The organism is Haladaptatus ordinarius, from assembly GCF_054177595.1.
The window spans coordinates 1-21,499 of the sequence record NZ_JBPEHH010000070.1; the positions used below are offsets into that span (position 1 = coordinate 1).

Annotated in this window: 21 protein-coding genes and 3 pseudogenes; 16 read left to right on the plus strand and 8 right to left on the minus strand. The window is 52.5% G+C overall.

Annotated features, from left to right (window positions below; translation table 11 throughout):
- Positions 1–722: 722 nt before the first annotated feature.
- The 3 genes and pseudogenes from ACR3FF_RS19480 to ACR3FF_RS19490 all read left to right on the plus strand — a co-directional run.
- The gene (locus ACR3FF_RS19480; RefSeq protein WP_458189782.1) at positions 723–1,997 is read left to right on the plus strand and encodes an inorganic phosphate transporter; all 1,275 of its coding nucleotides are present in this window, start codon (positions 723–725) and stop codon (positions 1,995–1,997) included.
- 127 nt (positions 1,998–2,124) lie between these two features.
- On the plus strand, positions 2,125–2,574 hold the full coding sequence (locus ACR3FF_RS19485; protein ID WP_458189783.1) for a universal stress protein: 450 nt from the start codon (positions 2,125–2,127) through the stop codon (positions 2,572–2,574).
- 97 nt (positions 2,575–2,671) lie between these two features.
- Positions 2,672–2,863 (plus strand): annotated as a pseudogene (locus ACR3FF_RS19490) (hypothetical protein); the annotation flags it as partial.
- A gap of 11 nt (positions 2,864–2,874) precedes the next feature.
- Here the strand turns inward: ACR3FF_RS19490 and ACR3FF_RS19495 are convergent.
- Entirely contained in the window at positions 2,875–3,459 is a 585-nt protein-coding gene (locus tag ACR3FF_RS19495; RefSeq protein WP_458189784.1) for an HdeD family acid-resistance protein, read from the minus strand.
- 273 nt (positions 3,460–3,732) lie between these two features.
- Between ACR3FF_RS19495 and ACR3FF_RS19500 the strand changes: the two genes are divergently transcribed.
- Together ACR3FF_RS19500 and ACR3FF_RS19505 are read left to right on the plus strand one after the other, a co-directional pair.
- Positions 3,733–3,927 (plus strand): hypothetical protein, encoded by a 195-nt coding sequence (locus ACR3FF_RS19500; RefSeq protein WP_458189785.1) that lies wholly within the window; start codon positions 3,733–3,735, stop codon positions 3,925–3,927.
- A 236-nt stretch (positions 3,928–4,163) separates the two neighbouring features.
- On the plus strand, positions 4,164–5,324 hold the full coding sequence (locus ACR3FF_RS19505; protein ID WP_458189786.1) for a site-2 protease family protein: 1,161 nt from the start codon (positions 4,164–4,166) through the stop codon (positions 5,322–5,324).
- 189 nt (positions 5,325–5,513) lie between these two features.
- Here ACR3FF_RS19505 and ACR3FF_RS19510 read toward each other — a convergent pair.
- Positions 5,514–5,725 (minus strand): annotated as a pseudogene (locus ACR3FF_RS19510) (DUF8139 family protein); the annotation flags it as partial.
- A gap of 197 nt (positions 5,726–5,922) precedes the next feature.
- On the opposite strand from ACR3FF_RS19510, the gene ACR3FF_RS19515 reads away from it, so the two are divergent.
- Positions 5,923–6,510, plus strand: a complete 588-nt coding sequence (locus ACR3FF_RS19515; RefSeq protein ID WP_458189787.1) for a metal-dependent hydrolase — start codon at positions 5,923–5,925, stop codon at positions 6,508–6,510.
- 88 nt (positions 6,511–6,598) lie between these two features.
- On the opposite strand, the gene ACR3FF_RS19520 is transcribed toward ACR3FF_RS19515, so the two are convergent.
- On the minus strand, positions 6,599–6,967 hold the full coding sequence (locus ACR3FF_RS19520) for a helix-turn-helix transcriptional regulator (RefSeq protein ID WP_458189788.1): 369 nt from the start codon (positions 6,965–6,967) through the stop codon (positions 6,599–6,601).
- A 110-nt stretch (positions 6,968–7,077) separates the two neighbouring features.
- Between ACR3FF_RS19520 and ACR3FF_RS19525 the strand changes: the two genes are divergently transcribed.
- The 8 genes and pseudogenes from ACR3FF_RS19525 to ACR3FF_RS19555 all read left to right on the plus strand — a co-directional run bounded on the left by ACR3FF_RS19525 (position 7,078) and on the right by ACR3FF_RS19555 (position 13,706).
- Positions 7,078–7,554: a hypothetical protein gene (locus ACR3FF_RS19525; protein ID WP_458189790.1), complete on the plus strand. Its 477-nt coding sequence runs from the start codon at positions 7,078–7,080 to the stop codon at positions 7,552–7,554.
- 68 nt (positions 7,555–7,622) lie between these two features.
- Positions 7,623–8,477 (plus strand): annotated as a pseudogene (locus ACR3FF_RS27450) (DUF8186 domain-containing protein); the annotation flags it as partial.
- Between the two features lie 519 nt (positions 8,478–8,996).
- Complete coding sequence (locus tag ACR3FF_RS19530) at positions 8,997–9,455, plus strand: DUF8186 domain-containing protein (protein ID WP_458189791.1); 459 nt, start codon at positions 8,997–8,999, stop codon at positions 9,453–9,455.
- A 73-nt stretch (positions 9,456–9,528) separates the two neighbouring features.
- Positions 9,529–11,025, plus strand: a complete 1,497-nt coding sequence (locus ACR3FF_RS19535; protein ID WP_458189792.1) for a TrbL/VirB6 family protein — start codon at positions 9,529–9,531, stop codon at positions 11,023–11,025.
- Between the two features lie 161 nt (positions 11,026–11,186).
- Positions 11,187–12,467 (plus strand): AAA family ATPase, encoded by a 1,281-nt coding sequence (locus ACR3FF_RS19540; RefSeq protein WP_458189794.1) that lies wholly within the window; start codon positions 11,187–11,189, stop codon positions 12,465–12,467.
- Positions 12,468–12,560: 93 nt separating this feature from the next.
- A complete protein-coding gene (locus ACR3FF_RS19545) occupies positions 12,561–12,836 on the plus strand; it encodes a DUF433 domain-containing protein (RefSeq protein ID WP_458189795.1) in 276 nt (91 codons plus the stop codon).
- Positions 12,833–13,204, plus strand: coding sequence for a DUF5615 family PIN-like protein (locus ACR3FF_RS19550; RefSeq protein ID WP_458189796.1), 372 nt, complete (start codon positions 12,833–12,835; stop codon positions 13,202–13,204). Before ACR3FF_RS19545 ends, ACR3FF_RS19550 begins: the two co-directional genes overlap by 4 nt.
- Positions 13,205–13,616: 412 nt before the next feature.
- A complete protein-coding gene (locus tag ACR3FF_RS19555) occupies positions 13,617–13,706 on the plus strand; it encodes a hypothetical protein (protein WP_458189804.1) in 90 nt (29 codons plus the stop codon).
- Between the two features lie 19 nt (positions 13,707–13,725).
- Here the strand turns inward: ACR3FF_RS19555 and ACR3FF_RS19560 are convergent, their stop codons facing one another.
- The 5 genes from ACR3FF_RS19560 to ACR3FF_RS19580 form a co-directional block, all read right to left on the minus strand.
- Complete coding sequence (locus ACR3FF_RS19560) at positions 13,726–14,172, minus strand: VOC family protein (protein ID WP_458189797.1); 447 nt, start codon at positions 14,170–14,172, stop codon at positions 13,726–13,728.
- A 196-nt stretch (positions 14,173–14,368) separates the two neighbouring features.
- Positions 14,369–15,013, minus strand: a complete 645-nt coding sequence (locus tag ACR3FF_RS19565) for a dihydrofolate reductase family protein (protein ID WP_458189798.1) — start codon at positions 15,011–15,013, stop codon at positions 14,369–14,371.
- Between the two features lie 193 nt (positions 15,014–15,206).
- Entirely contained in the window at positions 15,207–15,674 is a 468-nt protein-coding gene (locus tag ACR3FF_RS19570) for an ester cyclase (RefSeq protein WP_458189799.1), read from the minus strand.
- Between the two features lie 491 nt (positions 15,675–16,165).
- Positions 16,166–16,618 carry a hypothetical protein gene (locus ACR3FF_RS19575; protein WP_458189800.1) on the minus strand — a complete coding sequence of 151 codons (453 nt, stop codon included), beginning with the start codon at positions 16,616–16,618 and terminating at the stop codon, positions 16,166–16,168.
- 63 nt (positions 16,619–16,681) lie between these two features.
- A complete protein-coding gene (locus ACR3FF_RS19580) occupies positions 16,682–17,239 on the minus strand; it encodes a DUF7342 family protein (RefSeq protein WP_458189801.1) in 558 nt (185 codons plus the stop codon).
- A gap of 1,732 nt (positions 17,240–18,971) precedes the next feature.
- Here ACR3FF_RS19580 and ACR3FF_RS19585 point away from each other — a divergent pair.
- Together ACR3FF_RS19585 and ACR3FF_RS19590 are read left to right on the plus strand one after the other, a co-directional pair.
- Positions 18,972–20,297 (plus strand): chymotrypsin family serine protease, encoded by a 1,326-nt coding sequence (locus ACR3FF_RS19585; RefSeq protein ID WP_458189802.1) that lies wholly within the window; start codon positions 18,972–18,974, stop codon positions 20,295–20,297.
- Positions 20,298–20,345: 48 nt separating this feature from the next.
- Positions 20,346–21,005: a hypothetical protein gene (locus ACR3FF_RS19590; protein WP_458189803.1), complete on the plus strand. Its 660-nt coding sequence runs from the start codon at positions 20,346–20,348 to the stop codon at positions 21,003–21,005.
- Positions 21,006–21,499: the final 494 nt, after the last annotated feature.

A 21,499-nucleotide genomic window follows, 5' to 3' on the forward strand; every position in this document is an offset into this window, starting at 1 on the left:
GAGACGAACGATTCGAGCTCGGTGCGTTCCTCGTCTGAAAGATCAACCGTATACTCCTTGTTTACCATATCCTCTCTAACAGATTGTCTCTTAACAATCTATGGTTGACGAAGCACTAGATACTCGCTGGTTGCAAAATCATAAACGGAAGTGGATCGCCCCAAGGACCCACTCCTCCGTATATGGGCGTGCGCCGAGTGTTGGAAGAGCCAAGTACGAAGGACTTGGAATTGTATGACTATCTTGGTATGATAAATGGGTTAATCTTGTTATGTCATCAGATGCGATGACAACTAGAATCAAATATTTATAAATAAGTTCTGATAGATGGGTGGGGAGAAAGAGAAACGGAACACTCGACGCTGTTCCTCGATATTCCAAAAGAGACCGCTGCAAAAATCCTACTGAACAAGATTCCAAAACGTAGTGTGTCGACGGGAACTTCAGAGCCACTTGCTATAGAGTTGCCGAGTGACAAGAGCACAGCACCGTCGGCAGTGATTCTACGAAATTATATTTCAGGCTATGATTGTACGGTCAAATATACCGATGAACGTGTTCCAATACTATTGGACGATTATCGTCTAGAATAAAAACCCTGATCAAAGCTTGGTTTTGGCATTGATGATGTCTCGACTTTTGGCGGTCTTATCGGACGAAAGAGAGTTTATTGAGCAAGAACGAAATAGCTCGCTCCCGTTGTACAGATTGGGGGTACTAGTGTGGTCACTGCGCTACTACTCGTGGGATTGTTCGTCGCCATATTCGTCGGGTACAACATCGGCGGTTCGTCAACGGGAGTCGCGTTCGGTCCCGCAGTCGGCAGTCGTATCGTCGGGAAAATCGGAGCAGCGGCACTTTTTACGGGGTTCGCGCTGCTCGGTGGCTGGACGGTCGGACGAAACGTCATTGAGACGATGAGCAACGGCATCGTCCCAGCCAGCCAGTTTACGCTCGGAACGAGTGTCGTCGTCCTCTTTTTCGCCGGATTCGCGCTGCTCATCTCGAACCTCTACGGCGTCCCGGCGTCAACGTCGATGACCGCCGTCGGTGCCATCGTCGGGTTAGGGCTGGCATCGGACTCGCTCAACTATCAGCTGATGTTCACCATCGTCTCAGCGTGGATCGTCGCACCGCTTTCGGCGTTCTTCGCCGGGCTGATCATCGGTCGATACATCTATCCATATCTGGACGCACGATTTTCGTTCTCCCGAATCGAGGAGGGACTGGTGTCAATCGACCGCTCCGGGTCGGTTCCGCGGTTGCGATTCGGACGCGGCATTGGGGGCCGCGAGGTCGGCGGTGCGGCCTCCGTGCTCGTCATCGCGTGCTATATGGGCTTCAGCGCGGGCGCGTCGAACGCCGCGAACGCCGTCGCACCGCTCATTGGGAACGGAGCGATCACCGCCAGTCAAGGGATTTTACTGGCCATCGGCGCAATCGGCCTCGGTGGGTTCACCATCGCACGCCGGACACTCGATACCATCAGCGAGGGGATTACCGACCTTCCCATTCTGGCTGCCCTCATCGTCTCGCTCATCGGCGCGACCATCATCACCATCCTCTCACGGCTCGGCATTCCTGCGAGTCTCGCGGTGAGTACTACGTCGTGTATCATCGGGCTTGGCTGGGGACGCGCCAGTCGTGCGGTAACGGTCGCGGAGGTGGCCGATGCCGCCATTGAGGGCGAACCGACGCCAACTGCCGATCTGTCGTCGGGGGCGCTCATCGCCGAGACGAGCGAATCCGACGTGCCGCCTGGCCCGACAGTCGGTGAAGTTGCAGAGGGTGAAGTCTCCGACCCATCCACGGTTGGCGACGGCGGCGAGGTCGGACAGGTCCCCCCCATTGGCGAGGAGGACATCGAGGAACTGGCGGCCGAGAGCCTGTTCGACCCAGCGGCGACGAGTCGCATCGTCCTATTGTGGATTCTCTCGCCGACCCTCTCGGTCATCGGGTCGTATCTCGTCTTCGCGTTTGTCATGCACGTTGGGTGAGTTGTCCGGTCATATCTGCCGTGAAGTCGAGTTGTAATTCTGTCGTGTTCGCCATCAAATATTTTGTCTCGATTCGTGACGAAAGCAGAGAAAACCGTTTTACTTCGTGACTGTTGTTTCGGCTATCATGGGGGAACACGTTCTCGTGCCGCTCGATGGCTCACCGAAGGCGGAGGAAGCATTCGAATATGCGTTGACGATGCCGGATGTGGATCTCACGGTCATCACTGTGGTTAATCCGTTCGACATAGACCCGCTGACGCCGGGGTTACAATCGCCGCTCGGAAAGTCGGGAATGCCAGCGTACTCGCAAGAGTGGTACCAGAAGGAGTGGGAAAATGCAAAACAACTCCACGCGGAGATGCACGAATTAGCGGACGAACGCGACGTTCCATTCGAGAGCGTCGTCAAGATGGGCCAACCGGCGCGCCAGATCCTCACCTACGCGCGGGAGAACGAGGTGGATCACATCGTCATCGGAACGCACGGCCGCGACGACCTCACAGATATTCTCCTCGGGTCGGTCGCGGATCGGGTGATGCGCCGCGCGCCGATGATGGTCACTGTCGTTCGATGAAATCCGTTGGAAAGACTTCGAAGACGGGAAAGAGATCAATCGTGGGAAATCATCTGTAACCGATCCGGGAACGGATAAAATTAAACTACAATATTGCTATCAGGGCTTCTCGAATGCGAAGTTTGGACGGATCGAGTGCCATGAGGCGATCAACGCGTATGCTAGAGAGATTCTGTTGGAGACGAAAGCGATCCTCGAGGAGCATGGGTGGCGCATTATACACGGCATCGTCGATAGTATGTTGGTGACGCCGATCGAAGGGGAGGAGTCGACGTCGCTTTCAGACGTCACCTGTCCTCTTTAGACTTCCTGGCCTCCTTCCACCGGCGTCTCTTCTCGTGCGGCTCGCCGATTTGCCATTCCGACCATGAGCATCGAGAGACCTGTGGCGAGCAAATTCACGCCAAACAGGACACCCACCGCCCACAGTGCGGTCACCGGGAATCCAATCCAGAGGAGGCCAGCAACGAGCAGTGACAAAGTACCGCTCGCGAGAAGCCACAGCCATCCTCTATTCCCGTGACCGGTAATCGCCCACCCGATCTCGACGATGCCGTCAACGATGAAAAACGCGATCGCGAGGATTGTCAGTGTCGTCAAACCGATCACGGGATTTGCCATGAATGAAATCCCCGCAAATCCATAGAGGATGCCGAGCACGATCTGCCAAAATGCCCCCCAAAAACTCCCCGCCGAGAACGCATGTGCGATATGGATAATTGCACCGACCACCAGAAGCGCACCAAGAAGAAGCGAGAGCGAAATCCCAGTAATAAACGGGAAGACTATTGCGAGGATTCCGAGAATCGCGATGATAGCTCCTGCAAGCACGCCACCCTGTTCAGACTCCATTTCACCGGCCGGAATTGCTGCAATGTGATTCATGTTTCTTTCCCAACTATATTTTCGATGGGTAAGTAGAAAAAAGAGTCCAATCGTTCACGTCATGCCCTGACAACACGAATACTACAACCTCTCACCAACGCCCGTATAACACTCGTATACTACTCGTTGAAATTCGCGTCCCCGACTCTAACATTCATTACAGGTCAATCCCACTGTCGGGAACCGAACGTGACCCTCTGATGATTACCTGCTACCCCATCATTCTCGCAGCTACAGCTGTACTCTGTTGCGACCCCTCGATAACCTAATCGAGTGGCCAATACACGATCTGTCGGTGCTTCTTCAGAAATCGATTTCCCTGCTGGCACGGTTCCTGAAGTTTACGTCGAATTTGGAGGTCGTTTTGCCGAGACCGATGAAGCCCACGTCATGGTCACCGTTGCCTTATTATCACCAGACGGATGTGATGATCAGTTTTTGCTTAGACAATCTGAATCGGCCGTCTAAGCAGATATCTACGAATTTCAATAAAACCAGAGATAAATCTCTCCGGTGCCTTCTGCGGCTTATTCTCGATTTAACAGTGCCTTATTCAGAGACTATTCGTTCCAAGGATTGAAGACAATAGTGGCCGAGTACAGTGTTGCCATCGTCGAATCAAATTGCTGGGGCGATACCGATCGAACCACCAGCGTTCGATATCCGGGGGGTTACCTGATAGGGCTTGAGCCCGTAGTGGGTACATGGCGAGTCTCCGTCTCGGTTCGCTGTTCGGCATCCCGATTAGACTGGGAATTTCGTTCTTGTTGATCCTCCCACTGCTAGCCTACCTCATCGGTTCGCAGGTTGGCCTCACAGTGAACTTGATCAACGGGATCTTCGGAACCCCACTCGATCCTGAACCGCTTACCGCGGGGTTGCTCCCCTGGCTCTTGGGGGTGGGCGCTGCACTCGGCCTCTTCGCCAGCGTTCTCTTGCACGAACTGGGTCACTCGCTCGTAGCACGCCGGTACGGCCTTGAGACTGAATCGATCACGCTGTGGTTCTTGGGCGGTCTCGCACAGTTTGCGGAGTTGCCTGACGACTGGCGACAGGAGTTCGCGATCGCCATCGCTGGCCCGATCGTTAGCGTCGCACTCGGGGTCCTGTTCTACGGGTCGTTCGAACTGCTCGCTGGTAGGCTCCCCGCAGTTCGGTTCGTGATCGGCTACTTAGCGGTGCTCAATGTGGTGCTCGCGGCGTTCAATATGCTTCCGGGATTCCCAATGGATGGTGGGCGAGTCCTCCGCGCGGTACTCTCGCGCAACCGGTCGCGTCGGCAGGCAACCCGCATCGCCGCTGCCGTCGGGAAGGGGTTCGCGTTCCTGCTTGGAATCACTGGGGTCTTTACGCTTAACCTGTTCTGGATTCTTATCGCCTTCTTCATCTATATTGCCGCGACGAGCGAGACCAGCCAGGAGGTTATGCAAGCGGCCTTCGAGGGACTGACCGTCAGGGAGATAATGACGGCGGCGGCCGAACTCGATACGGTGGCACCCGAGACGTCGATCAATACCTTGCTTGACCGGATGGTCCGCGAACGTCACACCGGGTATCCGGTCGTTGACGGCGATGACCTCGTCGGCATCGTCACGCTCGAAGACGTCCAAGAACGGGCATCCGACCGCCAAGATGATGCGACAGTCACTGACATCATGTCGACAAATTTGGTGACGGTCCGACCCGGCGGCGAGGCGACGAATGCGCTCACGACCCTCCAGCAGCAGGATATCGGTCGGCTTCTCGTAACCGAAGGCGACGGCTCGCTCGCCGGTCTGATCTCGCGGACAGACCTGATGACGGTTCTAGAAATCACCCAGACCAGTCAATCGACAGTCGCCACCTCACGGACGCTCGAACGCTGAGTTTGATTCATCGGGAGAGAGTTTCAACCGAAGGGCGAGGATCGACTTGGTTGGTGAATACGTAATTCAAAGCATCGAAGATATCCACAATCCCTCGGTCAGTCTTCTGGATCGTAACGTCACCAAGATGCCGCTTGTGCGCTGACGAGACGGTGATGATGGATCCGTTGCGCTACACACGCGATGAGGTCATACTGGGCGCAAATCTCGCCAGCGAAAATCCATCTGCTCTCCGGTGTCGAACTGCACCCGATATATCCGGTTGTCTCGCTTGTCACCAGTGACATCACTCGCATCATCCGTGATGATTTCAGTAACATTCCCCGTCGACCGTGGGCTGTCTCAAAGTCGGGATCACTCTCGTCAGGAATATCAACACGGACGCGATCCCCACACTGAAACGGTGCATGAACCCTGCTAGAAGGTACTGACGGTTATAACCACATGAAATTTACCTCCGCATAGGACAGCAATTACAACCAGTTCTTATTTGCAAAATCTCTATTTATATTTCTCGTGTTTGTGATGTCTACAGTTGATACAAAACTATTATACTAGTCGCAAAATGAGTCCGAATTAGACCCAGAGGCGACTTAGTATGTATCGACACGGCCATCTCGGCATCACGCTTCTTGTTCTTGCACCAATCTCCTATGCCCTCATATTGCGCGATCACTTTGCTCTTGCTGGGTTGCTCGTGCTCGGCGTCCTCATTATCGAACCACTTCCCGATAATGACCATTGGATACCCGGCCTCTCGCACCGTGGCGTGAGTCACTCGCTGCTGACTGCTTGTATTGCTGGACTCTTATGTGCCGGTTGTGGCTGGCTTCTTGGACGGTATCTTACCGTCCCGTTTGCACACTGGCTGCAGACGACTGTCCTTCCAGCGACCAATATCACGGCAGTCACAATCGCGACCGAGCAACTTGCCGCACTCACTCCCGAAACACTCGCCGGACTCGGGTTTGTCATCGGTGTTCTCGGTATCTGTGTCCATCTCGCCGGCGACATCATTACGGTCAGTGGTATCCAGCCGTTCCTCCCGTTCTCTCGGCGACGGATCTCACTTTCACGCCTTCGTGCTGCGAGCACACTCGCAAACACTGTCTTCTTGTTACTTGGCGTGCTCGCGATGGGGACAGTCATCTTTGCACTCTCTCCGTTCGCAGAAGTGTTCCCGTGAGAGAATCAGACTAGAACCACGTCCCATAGTAGACGGTGATGAGGCCGACCAAGAGAGCGACGACCAGCAGTGAGAAGTGTTTTGATGGCTACTCTGGCGTCACAATATCGTGCATGAATCGGTGATACTCTTCGACCGCCCAGTCGCCCCGTCCAACGGTTGCATACGCATTCCGTCGCTTATCGCTTGCTTTTGTCTGCTTCGAGATCAACCCTTTTTCAACGAGTCGATCGAGGCCAGGATATAATCGGCCGTGATTGATCGGCTCTGGATAGAGGTCTTCCAAGGCTTCCTGCAGATCAACACCCTCAGCTGGCCCTAACCGGTAGATGACACACAAGAGGTGTGTCTGAAAGGCAGTGAGGTCGGTTGGGAGATTATACGACGCAAAATCAGGAGCGGATTCGTTCTCGTCTGTGTCAGCAGAGTCGTCTTGGTCAGAGTCTGTATTAGTCATACTGGAGTGACTAATCTCCAGCACTTAAATCCTATTATTATATATGGTAAATAATCAGTGCGAACCACGTAGACGAAGACGGGATTAACATTCATTCTTTCCAGGAGAAGATGAGTATCGGCCGCCTTGATCGTTCGAATCCATCTTCGAAACAAGTCCGTATTGCCCCACGACACAATCTAAAATTCAATATATTATTCATAAAGGCTAAAGTTTTTATTATGGGAAAAAGAACGAAATTGTGTATGCACTTCCCATTCCGTCATCGAATTTCGTATCTGGTCACTGCCCTGCTCGCATTCGGTGTCAGTACTGGTATCGCCGCCGCTCAACAAAGCGAGATCAACAATTCGCTCAGTGAGATCGAACAGTTCGTCGCAACCACGTTGGGCCAAATCGGAGTCATCGTCTTTCTCGTTGGCGCAGCGCTATGGTTCGTCTCCGGACGCAATGCAAGTCGCACACAGTGGGGCTGGCGTGCTCTCTGGGGTGGCGCTGGGATGATTGTGCTCTCGGTCAGCTATAATGTGTTCGTCACTCTCTTCGAAAACCTAGCTCCGGGGATGATCGTCCCACCGTTGTTCTAACGACGGTGCGCCAGCTTCGTCTCCTGTATATCATCGGCCGACCATCGCGTTGAGCTCTTTCCCCACGAATGCCATCACTCTCGGATACACGTCTTCGGCCACTCCTTCTTGGACTCGTTGTCCTGCTTCTGCTACTCAGTTCATTTGCAACTGGCGTCAGCACCACCCGATTTGCGAACGCCACTGACGTCTTCGTCTCTGATGACCCAGATCCCACCATCGGTGCACTACCACCGTTCATTCAGCCAGACCTTCGTACGATTCTCCAGTCTCCGAATATCTCAGCAGCAAATGCTAGCCGGGCTCGTGATTTCACGTATGCAACGTCCCAGCCGTCCCACGAAGTCGGGCCTCACAATCAGACACTCGCCGAGTACCGACGTAACAACCTCCAGAACCTGCCGCACAATCGCTCGACGAGCGTGTGGTTTCCTGATTCCAATCGTACGAACGGCACTGTCGTCAAGAATGCTCATGTGACGATCCTCGGGACGCAGAACGGGACGCAAACCCGTCTGGGACGAACGAACACATCGTCACAAAATCTCTTCTTGCTTCCCCGAAACGGGTCTATTCTCGCCTCGCTCGATTACTCGACAGTGCTTCCAAATCAGACCTGTACAGTCACGAATGGTACCAAGACCTGTCTCGACTACTCCATCACGAGCCAGTCTATCAATCGGTCACTCAGAATCGGCTCGCAAACATGGTCTACTGGAAATAGTTCACAGGAAGCCGGAGCATCGCGGCCGCTCACATACACGAACGCGCGGGCGACTGGGCGGACGACAATGGCCGTTCGAGGAACGATCACAACGCAGTTGGCCATTCATAAGACTGTCTCAATCCGGACGAGTTCGGGGTGGGAGCAAACGAATGTGACCTCAAATACGACTCTCCTTTCGCATACTGTTCGCGATGCAGCACCCGTCGTTATCACACCGAACCAACAACTCAACGCGACGCAAACCCTCGTCACTGACGACGGCGACCTCAAACGGATTATTCTCCACCTCGACGGCCCCACGACAGTCACCACTCGTCGACACTGGAGTTATGCGTCATTCAAATCCGGGCAGATGCGTCTCCAAAACGTGTGGGGCGTCTACTCCCAGCATCGCTACCGGAATGCAACGATCGGCACCCAGCGCCCCAACACGACGCTCTCACTCAATACATCACAACCGTTAGTTCCGCTTAACAGGTCGGTCAATCGCTCTTCGCCACCCCTCACGACCTCACAGAGAACAGTCCCGCCACCAGACATCCTCGAAAAACAGCTGATCGCCGTTCGAAGCAAGCCAGCGATTGCTCGCATAGCCTCACAGACAGCGTCGACGGCAACTGTCGGGCGTGTTCGCACCGTTCCGCTCGCTCCCAAGGCTGCACCGCTTAAGCCGACTGTCAACCTCTCATCGGTTCCACCACGGGCGCCCACTCGTGTGGTTATTACGAACGTCGATCAGCCACTCGCCACGCTCTACGACATTCATGGCGATGAGATTCCACTGAAAACGAGGACTGTCTCCGAACACCCGGTTTCGCTCACACTCACGAAGCAGGGTAAGAAACGCGTTCAGATCGAACTCACCGACGCCCAGACTGGGAGCCCGATCACTAACCAATCGATCTATCTCCACGGGGCCATTAAGGGCCGTGTCACCACCAACAGTGATGGTGTTGCGGTCGTCACGCGTGATGAGAGTGCGGTCGAAGCGACGTTTCGCGGTGTCGCCAACGATTCACGAGGACTCTACTACGCCCCATCGCACAATCAGATCCGATTTGCACCGACACCGTTCAACATCTATAGTGCATTGGTGGCAGTGAGTAAAGGATTCGTGGCTGTCATCGCATTCGTGCTATTCTATCTTCCATTTTACTATCTCCGCCGACGATAATTCATAATGCCTAAGAAAATATTTTTACGCGATGGTATTGATATACAAGCAAACACCATCTTTTTGACACCCAATGATCCCCACCCTCCAATCACACGGCACAACCATCGTTCACAGTGTTCCCAAGCTCGTAGTCGACGCCAGCCATCTCCCCGCAGAGATGACGTCGTTCGTTCTTGCCGCTGGATTCACCGGGTGGATCGCAGATCTGTTCACCTGGTTGATGACGAAGCTGATGGGCTTTGTTGGACTGTTGATGTCCGGTGGCGTGTACACCTTCTTGGTCTTCGATAGCCCCTATACCGATCCGCAGTACCTCCAGGCGTTTGACCACCTGTTGGGTATCTTTCCACAGTTGCTTGTGGTCGTGGTGATGGCTGGCTTTGCTTCACAGCCATTTTCAAAGAACGCCGACGTGGATAGTGTCATCCTGGTTTGGAAGGCACTCAAGGCGATTATCTTTGTTGCTGTGGGGCGCCAGCTCATGCATTTCGGCCTGCTGCTCGTGAACGCGGTCATCGCCTACATCTACCCCGAGAGCTATGGCGCATTCGGGACGCAAGTGCTCAAAACCGGGATGGAAGGCGCAGCTGCCTCCGCAGGTGTCGTTGCAGTCGGCATGGTGATTCTCAGTGTGACCTCCATTGCCGGGATTCTCCTGTTGTTTGCGATGCTGGTGATTCGGGAGTTCCTTTTCGTCGCGATGTTTGTGACGCTGCCGATTCTGGCAGTGATGCTCTATCTCGACTTTGGGCCATTCGAAGATTCAGCGAAAGCGGCGAAGATGTTCATCAACGCAACGCTCTCGCTCTTGTTTGCGGGTATCTTCATGGCTGCACTCATGTACGTCGGTGCAACTGCGATGGGTATCACTGGATCCGGCGCAGCCACGCAGGCAGCGACCACTGCAGGGTCGAATCCAGGCTCGTTCAACGAAGTTCTCGAGTCGTTCCTTTTCTGGTTGATCGGCTTGGTTGCACCGGCGATCTATGGACTGAAGACCGCCATGTCGTCGGGCTTTGTGCCTGGTCGGGTACGGAGTCGACGGAAACGGACGTCTCGAAGTCGGTCGTCGGCATCGGGTGGGAAGTCTCACCAGTCAAGCCGTGCGAGTATTATGAAGCAGGCGCGGTTTGGTGGCAAGCGTGCCAGTAGCGCTGCAACAACAGCGAGCGCTGCAGCGGGATCCGCCATCAGTCAAGCAGATAATCGCGCTACTGGAGGAAAAGTCACTGGGACGGCTGGTAAAGCAAGTTCGGCTGTTCAAAGCGCTAAGACACGTGCTGTTTCTACTGCTTCGTCCAAAACACCAGAGTCATTCTCTAAGTACGGGAGATCTGCGGGTCACTATGGGAAGAAAAAAGGGAAGCGTGTAGCTAAAGATGCACGTGCAGGGACGAACTTCACACTACGAAATCTCGACCGTTCTCCCCTTGATTGGGCAGAAGCAGGTCTCGAGCATTATCGCGAAAATCCAGTTGTAGATACACCAGTCGATAGAACTAGGTCGGATCAACGAACACTAGACGAATGGCACGAGTCGTCGAGCGGGAAAAGTCGATCAAAGTGACATTATTTGCAGAATCTATTTAACAGAATAAGAGGAGCATATAACATAATATGGACGGTCGAGAAAACCCCACGTCCACTACTCACCGAATATTCACTAGGATTCCCTGGAAACTAATCAGTTTAGGAGTTCTAACTATTATCTCTACTGCGTGCTACTCCTTGGGTCCAATCAGTGTATTCTTAGTAGCTGACAAGCTTTCATCCACTTTTGGGATAGTTATTACCGTCATCGCCAGCATAATCTCTATTTGGTTTCTTCCTGGACTTGCTACTAGTATTATATTCGCGGTTATTACCCGTCTCGGTCGGTTAGATGACGAAACTGTAGACGCGAGCTGGTTTTTTGGAATGATGATTGGTATTGCTGTGCTAACTGGAATTTGGTTTCTACCACTCTGGGGCGATTTTGTCCCCGGTAGTGTCACGATCTTACAGCCATTTCGAGTATCTCCTATGTTTGATAATCCATGGCTGATGGGGCTCAGCTGGGTTGTCTGCATACCTATCCCAGTATTTGCTACTCTTTCAACGCTTGACAATCAAGATAAGGAAAATTCCTCAAAAAAGGAGAAAGAACAAATTCAATCGACGTCATCTGAAACTAACCAGAACCACACCATCCAGGATAGACAACACCGTGACGAGAGTCATAGCGGTGGACAATCTGATCTTACTTATGATTGGGAATCCGCGCCTACCACGAGATTTCGCGATGTTGGTGGCATGGACTCCCTCAAACGCAATGTTATGCGGTCGGTTCTTCGCCCGCTCTCACACACCGATGCCGCCTATGAGCGGTTCAACGTCTCGCCACCGAACGGTATCCTCCTACATGGCCCGCCCGGAACTGGGAAAACGCATTTCGCCCGGGCCATTGCCGGCGAACTGGGCCATCCATACCTCGAGCTGAGCGCTGGCGATATCAAAAGCCGGTGGGTGAATGAGTCCACCGAGCAAGTTAATCAGTTGTTCAATGAGGCCGAGCAATTCGACCGGTGTGTGATCTTCGTCGACGAAATAGACGCACTCCTTGCCGGTCGTGGGAACGATCTTCACCGGGAGCACGCCCAAGTCGTCAACGAGTTTCTGGCGCACTTAGACGATGAAGACCCGAGTTTTCTGCTCATTGCAGCAACGAATCGTGCGGACTTGCTTGATGAGGCCGCCACTCGCCGGGGGCGCTTTGATCAGCAGTACGAGGTTGGTCTGCCCGACCAGGAGGCACGCGAGAAAATCTTCAAAGTGCGGTTGCAAACGCTCCCGACCGAGCTCGATCAAGAGGAGTACCAGAAGTTAGCCGAGCGATCCACCGAACTCAGTAGTGCAGACATTGTCGGAATTGTCGATGACGCCGCAATGAAGGCTGCTGAACGAGATGCCCAAGCGATCACGTATGATGACCTCGCCGAGTCGTTCCCAGAATCGACGACAGCTGGCTAATGAACCAAAAATCAAGCTCAAAGCTGAAGATCCTCTTTGAGAAGGAGAATGAGGCAGCCAAGGTATAAATGACGGTGAAGCGTATTTTGACCTATGACGATCACTCGCGACGACGATGTTCTCGGTGGCGAACCGCGAATTAAGGGGACTCGGATCGGCGTTCGTCACATTGCAGCGAGAGTGATTGATAATAGCCAGTCTCCTGCATATGTTGCTGACCAGCTTGATCTCGCACTTGCGGAGGTGTATGAAGCACTTTCATACTACTACTCACATGTCGATGAGATACGTGACCTACGACGCGAGAACGATGCTGCGTTTGAGCGCGTCCACAATCAATCGCTCAAACCGAAGGAACCAGTCCAGTGACTGCCGCAGCGAAGATCCTGCTGGACGAGCATGTTAGCCGCATCTTTGAGCGAGTACTCAAAGAACAGGGCTACCAGGTGGAACAAGCGAAGGACAGATTCGGTGAATGCACTGTTGATGCCGAGTTACTGCAGTGGTGTGGCGTAAATGACTATCTCCTTATCACGAATAACGCGAAAGATTTTGAGTCGCTGCATCACCAGGAGGAGCATGCTGGACTTCTACTCTTTTTCGATCACAGTCTCCCGGATACAGACCCAGAGGGATTAGCCCGCACAGTCGATGAGGTGATTACTCAATACGGGAGCGACGAACTCACAAACGAATTGATTGATCTTGAAGAGTGGTACAACTGGCTCCATGACTGAGAGAATCCGCGGCCACAGGTTTATGTGAGAGGTAGGTTTAGAGACGCCTAATCCGGTGGAAACAAACCATGTCAGGAATGACTCGCGATCGGCCAGAATTTGATACCGTGCACCTCGCAATCGAGCCAGAGCAAGCCCAAGAACTCGTCCAGCAGACATTGAAGGGATTGCGATCGTCAGTCACGGAGGACGGCATCCTCTTGCGCTCGTCTGCTGGAATGTTGGTCGCGATTCTTCGTGACGACTCATCGTCCGATGAGCAGCACCGAACAGAACTCGCGTATCGCGTTGCACCGCCGTCAGAGCTCGCAACACGGAGGGGAAAGAAGGTGTTCGAGAGTCTCGAGTCACACCGTACCTGATAAGGGGGTAGCGGCGGGAATGAGCGGCAGCGGATCGCAGCGCAGCGGATATCGTTGGACTGGTCGATGATGCTGCGATGTGTGCGGCCGAACGTGACGCCGAGACGATCACGAAAGACGATCTCCTTGAGTGTCGGTGAAAAAACAGGGGGCAACCCACTAGATTTCGTCGAGTTCCTCGGCCAACCCGACGATGATGCCTTCGGGGCCGCGCACATAGCAGAGGCGGTACTCGTCTTCGTACTGGGCGACTTCGTCCACGAGTTCAGCGCCGTGGGAGCGGAGGCGGTCGAGGACTTCGTCGATATCGTCGACGGCAAACATGATACGGCGGATCCCCAGGGTGTTCACCGCCGGTTCCTCGAATCCGTCGCGGGTGGCCTCGGGCGTGATGAATTTCGCGAGCTCAACGCGGCCGTGGCCGTCGGGGGTCCGCATCATGGCGATGTCGTTCTGGACGTTCTTGAGGCCCACGACGCGGTCCACCCACTCTCCCTCGACGCGCGTCTCGCCCTCCAGCTGCATACCGAGCTCCGTGAAAAACGCCTTCGCAGCTTCGAGATCCTCGACCACGATGAGGACGTTGTCCATTCGCTTGATCGCCATGGCCGAATAAACTAGGTGAAGGGTGCGCAAATAGGCGTCGCTGGCGGGGGAAGCGTGGCGGGAGATTTCGTCGCGCCTTAGACCGACCCCATTTGCTGAGGCGGGCGGGGCCGATCCCGGGCTTTCCTTATGCCTTCTCGGGTCGGGGGCGTTGGTGAGTTGGTGTAACAGGTCTATCCTTCGTCATCTCGACTCGCTACTCCCTTTCCGTCTCATAGTGAAGTATCACGACCCCGGTCCCAGTCGTCTCGGTGTCCACGAGTTGCAGATTGGTTTTCTTGCTCCCATCCCTGAAGAGCCGCTTGCCACCGCCGAGAACGAGCGGGTGAATCATGAGCTGATATTCGTCGACGAGATCATGCTCCATGAGTGTTTGAACAAGCTCGCCACTGCCGATGACACGGATGTCCTGACCGGACTGTTGTTTCAGCTCGGCGACCGCCTCGGCAACGTCTCCCTCGAGCAGCGTCGAATTCTGCCATTCCACTGCGTCCAAGGTTCTTGAGGCGACATATTTGTCGATGCTGTTCATCACGTCGGCGAAGTCGGCACTGACCTCTTCATCTGCCGTCGGCCAGTACGCGGCGAAGATCTCGTAGGTCTTCCGTCCAAGTAAGAGGGCGTCCGACGTGGAAATTCCTTCGGAGACCGTGTCTCCATAGATCTCATCGAAGTATTGCATCTGCCACCCGCCATGCTCGAATCCACCTTCACGATCCTCGTCTGGGCCGCCCGGGGCCTGCATTACCCCATCAAGCGACAGAAACTCGCTTACGATTACCTTTCTCTGTCCATCGACAGTCCGGTTGATGTCGTCAGTCATTGTCTTGTTCTCACTCATCTGTGTCACCTCAATTTCCCGGTATAGATCGCTTGCCACTGTCTTAGCCAGAGTGGCCTTTAACGAGTCCAATCCTCAAAAATTAGCCTTGTTGCAATCTTCAAGCGCTAACGATGCGAAACATGAGGGATACGACGTCGAGGTGACCGGGCCACTCGATTTCGTTCCCTAGATTTTTGGCGAATCGGTTTCCTCAGTCGTCCGAGTGCATCTCCTCATTGAAGAGATCGTCCGGGATTGCCCCGATTTGCATGAGCATCCCCATCATATTTACTTCCTGCCAGGTCTCGGCGAGCTGGCCGTCCTCGAAGCGATCGATTTCGATGCCGGTAATGGTCACTTCCTCGTTCGAGGGCTCGATGTTCCCCATCTCTCCGACGTGCGTGCCTGTCTGCTTCCAGCGGATCACGACGTTGTCTCCCCCAGGAACGATTTGTTCAACTTCGAGTGGCCCGTCGATAATACCAGATCCCATCTCGGCCATCATCCGATAGCCCTCACGGCCACTGGGCCACTCACTTGCTTCTTCTTCTGGCATCGATGGATCGTGGAGGACATAGTCCTTGGCAACAACCTCGTCGATGACATCGTAGTTGTGATTCTGCCAAACCTCTTCGAACAACCGTCGAGCGACGGCTTCATTATCTTGTGTTGTTGTCATGGTGTTTCTCCCGTATTGTCATGGTGTTTCTCCCGTACTGTGACGGGTACGAGGAGGAGACACCCACCATTTGCTTAGTTATGAGCAGGTTTGCGCAATGAAATTCGGTCTTGCCTCAGACAAGGTGTTCACAGTGCGATAATCTGCAACCGTTCCTCAGGAGAGAGTTTTCTAATCTTACTATCGTGATTGCAACTGCACTATCGGATAGTTTACAGCCCTGAGTGTAATATATGGTACCCGTCTCATTCAATATTCATCGGTGTTACACTCCCGCTTCTAGTCCCCGATCTTCTGCCGGTTAAATCCATAAGCGGAAGTAACAACACCCCGGGGCCCCTAACGGGATCTATGCGGAGTTCGTAGTACGAATCTTACACCGGTAGCGTTTCTATCAAGAGAATATTTTCCATCTTATGGTGACTGTCTATCAAAGATTTGGTTGGGTGAGCGTGTAAGCCGTCTCTATGAACGAAAACTCGAGAACTGGGTTAGTGTATTGCTCGCTCTGGAACAGAGGGGCGTCCATCCGTCCACATGAGCGCATCAAGTATCACTCCTAGCTGGTTCACCCGCTGGTCGAAGACGTTCAGTGGATGGATATCGAGATAGCTCGCTGAATCGCGTTGGACTGTCGTCCCCTCAAAATCGACTTGGAAATGGCACTCTCCGAGATTCATATGCGTTTCATCTTGGTGCCAACCGAGCATTAGACGTCGCTCTGGCTCGATCCACTGGATCTTGTAGAAATCATAGTCATAAGTGGATGGGAAGTCAAATGAAATCTGGAGTTCTGCCCCATCGATTGGATATTGGGTTCCGAGAAATGTCGACGCATCAATCCAGGCGTGGACACCGACCTTGTTGCCGGACGATGTGTGGTACCAGACGCGCTCGATCGGCGAATTTTCGTTGGGAACTCGTGTGTGGAGTGTATTGTGCAAACGCGTGAGAAGCGTTCTCGTGTCGAGATTTGCCCTATTTGCAAGAAATATCATAGATAGCAACTACTGGGAAACCGGGGGCGATGAATCAGATGAATTGTTCGTTCCAGGATGGAGCGAGCGCGCGTCGTCGTACAACTGGAGGGCGTGTTTCAGGAGCCGTTTGTTGTCCTCGTATCGGTCCCACTGACGAATCACCGTGTTCCGGCGGCGAATCTCCTCGCTTGCGAGTTCCTCGTCAGTGAGCGTGGTTTCAAGCGTGGCGCGTGAGTCGACATCGAAATCAGCTTTCCATTCGTCGATCTCTTCTTGAATATCCGCGATCTGCTCGCGAAGTTCATCACGCGTGTGGTTGTTGATGAGCTCTGTGACTTCCTGGAAATATCGGAGTTGATAGTTCGGTGCGTACTTGGTATTCCCGTCGTCACCTGTAACGGTCTGTAGCTGCCCAAACTCCACGAGCATCTCCAGTTCATCCTTTGCCGTCTGCCATGAGGAGATCTGCGCTTGCTCTCGAATCCACTCGACGGATTGTGGTTCCGTAAGTGTAGTTGCAATTTCTCTGACGCGTTCGCGGGCGGTCAGTCCCGCCGTCCACGATTCGAGGCCTGGGTCGGTCATACGTATAGATAGGCATTGTGGTCTATTATATCTTTGGAGGTATCACAGATATTGTAGAGCTGCAGTGGGTGCGCTATCTTGTTGGACATCTCTGCATCACTCAGTCACGAATAGAGCAAACTACAGTTCGCTTAGCCCGGTTAATCGTCTGTGCAACGGAGTAGAACAACTAAGACGTCAGAAATGCCGTTATCTGGGAGATTCCCTCGTTCCTGTTCATAACTCAGGGATTCGACCGTCGAACCGCTCGGATGATTTGTGACGTTGGCAGCCATTCTTCACTGAGCCCTGTCGTTGTACGATCGGTGGCATACTGGTTGCGTTGCTTGGTGAGTCGATCTTGCAGCCACGCTCGCTGCTCGGCATCGTGAGTTGGCGTGGTCTGCTCATTGAGACTCGTTTCGAGTGTATGGATGCGGTGGGCCCGTTTCATGAGCGGCTTGGCTGGTGCAGAATCGATGAAGAGAATGGCTTTCTCTGTCTCATCCCCGATTCGACCAATAAACTCCGTCGGGGTGCCACCCTCTGTGAATCCAACTTTCTGTTCTGTAAGCCATTTCGGGAGTGTGAGGAGCAGTTCATCCGGGTCGAGTTCGCCGAGCAATTGCCACCGCAACCGTGTGGCTTGTTCATCAAGCAATCCGCGTTCACGCGCCTTTGCTAACGAACACGCTTCTTCGGTAAGGTTGCTGCACACCACTCCCGTACGAACTCATCATAGCTCGTATACTCACGAACCGGGAAGACGACCATACATGATATCTTCGAAGCTGCGGTCAATAACACTTCGCACCAACGAATCGTGTGGACTTGATTAATGAAACTGCGACTCGTCGTAGACGATTCGATCAACAATACGAGGTGGGTCTGCCCGAACAGGATGCACGCGAGAAAATTTTCAAAGTATGATTGCAAACGCTCCCAATCGATCTTGATCAGCAGGAGTACGAGAGGTTAGCCGACCAATCCACCGAGCTCGGTAGCGCAGATATTGTCAGGATTGTCGATGACGCCGCAATGCAGACTGCTGAACAGAGTGCGCACGCGACCACATACGACGACCTCGCCAAGTTGTTTCCGGATTCAATGACAATCGGATAGGAAATCACAGACACAAAGAGGTCTCTTCGTCCCTATTGAAAGTCTTTGACGCTGTCAGAGCTTGGGTGTGAAGTGCTTTGTGCGTATTTAGCGTGCCAACTATCGTTGAAATCTGAATTCAGATGTTCGATATTAATCACAAACGTGAGAATAATAGTTTGATTTGTGCCATTTCGACACGTTTCGAGATGACTGATTGATTCTATAACCAAAGCAGAACGTGCGACTGCAGCGAGGTCAATTTTTCAAATTCACTCGGTTTAGTGGATTTACTTCCTGTGTGCAGTATAAGCAGAAGTGGGATTACCAAACTAAAAATAGAGGGTCAAGACGAACGGATTTCGGATAGAAACTCTGTTATTACATTCTATGGTCACATACGCCATACGAAAACCAATGATCATCAAGATAGGCCATCTCATATACTAAACTATGTTGACAATACCTTTGGTTGGTGTTGGATCCTTCGTGCTACCCGAGTCTACATAATGGATGATTAGGATGGCATTCAATTGGTCAATAGATATGAAAGTCAGAATCATTTTTATTCTACAGATAGAACTTTATCCAGAATCAAATTGAATGATTAATTTAGGTATATTATTAAATTATAATTCCATAATGTATATGGATGACTCCAAAACGTGTGTCAAACAGTAAGAAAATCCACTTGATGGGACGCCGTAGATTTATGCAAACTTTGGTCGGACTCGGAGTAAGTTCCGCTGCGCTGCCTCATCTTAGTCAAGAAGTAATAGCAGAAATGCATGATCCTAAAAGCGTCATTCGTGTTGATGGATTAGTCAATACTGAGGATTTACCTGTGCAAGTGAGTCATCTTGGATCGTCAATGGATCTGAGTACTAGTACTCCAGACCCCACATCGGACTACCTTCAGAAGTCTAATAACATGGGTAGGAGGGTTCCTATTCTAACAACAACCCCGTATCCAAAATGGAAAGAAGTTGAAGCGGCCCGCGATGCCCGACGCCGACTCGCAGCACAGATCCCGACGGCGTGGACGTCACACAGTGATTACCTCACGATTCGGGTAGCTGTCGAAGTCGATAGCGTAGTGAAAAATCGTCACGATCCAGTGTCGCGGTATCTCGTCCCGATCTACCCAATTATTGTTCGGCCTGATGGAGAAGTACTCAAGCCAAGTATTTCGTTCGATGAATTCAGCCAGTATTTTCCTCCCAGTATTCGGGGTGTTGCTGGCCGTGGAACCTATCTCGAATCATCCGGTTCCGAGATTCCAATTCGACCTGAACGACGTGAAGAAGAATTACACGCCTATTATGACTATTCTTACCGACCTGTTCCTGCTGGCTGTATCTTCGGCACTGGTGCAGATAACTCTGCGACACTTGGTATGCCTGCAAAAAACCAGGGTAATAATGCTTCAGTCTTTCTCACAGCTGCTCACATTTTCAAAACTTGGCCATTCGGATGGTCTAAAGAAGTGCATCAACCAGTCTGGATCCAAAACAACGACGAGTTCAAAATTGGGGTTACTGATCCGAATAGGCGCGTAAACAAGAACAATTTTGATGCTGTTGTGGTTCGCAATCTTAGCGCTAATACAACACGGGATTATGCAGCTAATGATGGTCCGAACACGTATCTAGATGGGTACCCCATTAGAGGTATACTAACGAACAGTGACCTCTACGACAGGGCAGGAGATCAGAGCTTCGAACTCACCAAACAAGGCGTAGCAACTGGTCGACGGTCTGGTTTCATTAGCAGTTTCGATGGCAGTATTGTTGGTGTTCGGGCTTACTCGAATCCTGGTGATTCAGGAGGCCCTTACTTCCACGAATACTATGAACCTCAATTCCAGTACGGGTATAGTCTCGCAGCCGGTATTCACAAGGGCAAATCAGGCTCTACCGCGAACGCTACTGCGATCGAAAAGATCGAAAACCGATTCAACGTTATCGTTGGAACATAGGTGGTTGTACCAACACATGGATACGCTAGTGAAGCTAATCGGTTCGCTATGACGGACACGTACGAATTCGCTCTCTATCATGAGGATGCAGACGTAGCAGCTGCTATCGGTGACCTACTCAATGGAGACTCGTCCGTCGATGATGTTGTTTCTCAGTACGGTGTTACGCCGGAAATTGTTACTGAGGCGATCGTCACACTGGGAATCACAGAGCATATTGCAGCCGATCTTCCCGATACTGTCGCAGATGATCAACAGCGGAACCGTCCCGCGTTTTTCGATGATCGAGACTCGATCACTCGACAGCGACGAGGGATCCGCGACGATTCCGCAATCGACACTCTGAGCGACACCTCTGAAATTTCGTTTACGCGAGCTTTGCTCTCTGAAGCCAGTCAACGCGCCCGAGAGCAGGTACTGCAGCATATCACCGATAAACTTGGCTCGGATGCGGCACAGCTACGTGTCACGGTTCGATCTGTCCCTACCAATCGGGAGTATCCAGACCATATCCGCTGGATTTCGGTCGAATATCCCATTGATGACAGTGACCACACCAAACCAGCAAAAGTTCAGTCGCCGACGTTTCCCTTCGCTCGTCTTGAAGAAATTCTTCCAAGGACAATTGATGTCACGGTTGACTTCGCTGACGAAACATTCACCGTCCGTAATATTCCTGTCGTGGCTAACAAGGAATATTGGCAGTAACTCTAGTTCAACCTATTCAATAATCATCAACATCAGTAGCATATTCCAAGATATACTGTCGCACATCGCGTGTACCCGCTCTTCTGAGTTAGCGGATCCGCTTGATGAGTATCTCTGGCATGAGGACTAAAACCATCTTGAAATCAAACTACAACATTAAAATCGAGGGGATTTTTCGTCGTATTGTAGTCCATTATCGGTACTTCCCGAGCGTCGCTTCGTGAGCTGTGCTGAGTCACGGATGACCAGAGTGAACGTTGGTGTAGTAGCTGAGTGAAGGAGAACTAGAGTCCACAGATGGAGAGAACCGAACCGAGAAAGCTGAGATACGCCGTTCTAGGCGAATGCTGTTGCTCGTCAGGTGCCTGCCCAAGACCGCGGGCTGGCGTCAGCCCGCGGCCGATGCGTACGTTTCTGGCACACCGACGCCGTTCATCTTGATTTCCCAACTCCGCTCTAACTCTTCCTCTAATGCGTGTCTGATCCAGTCAGAG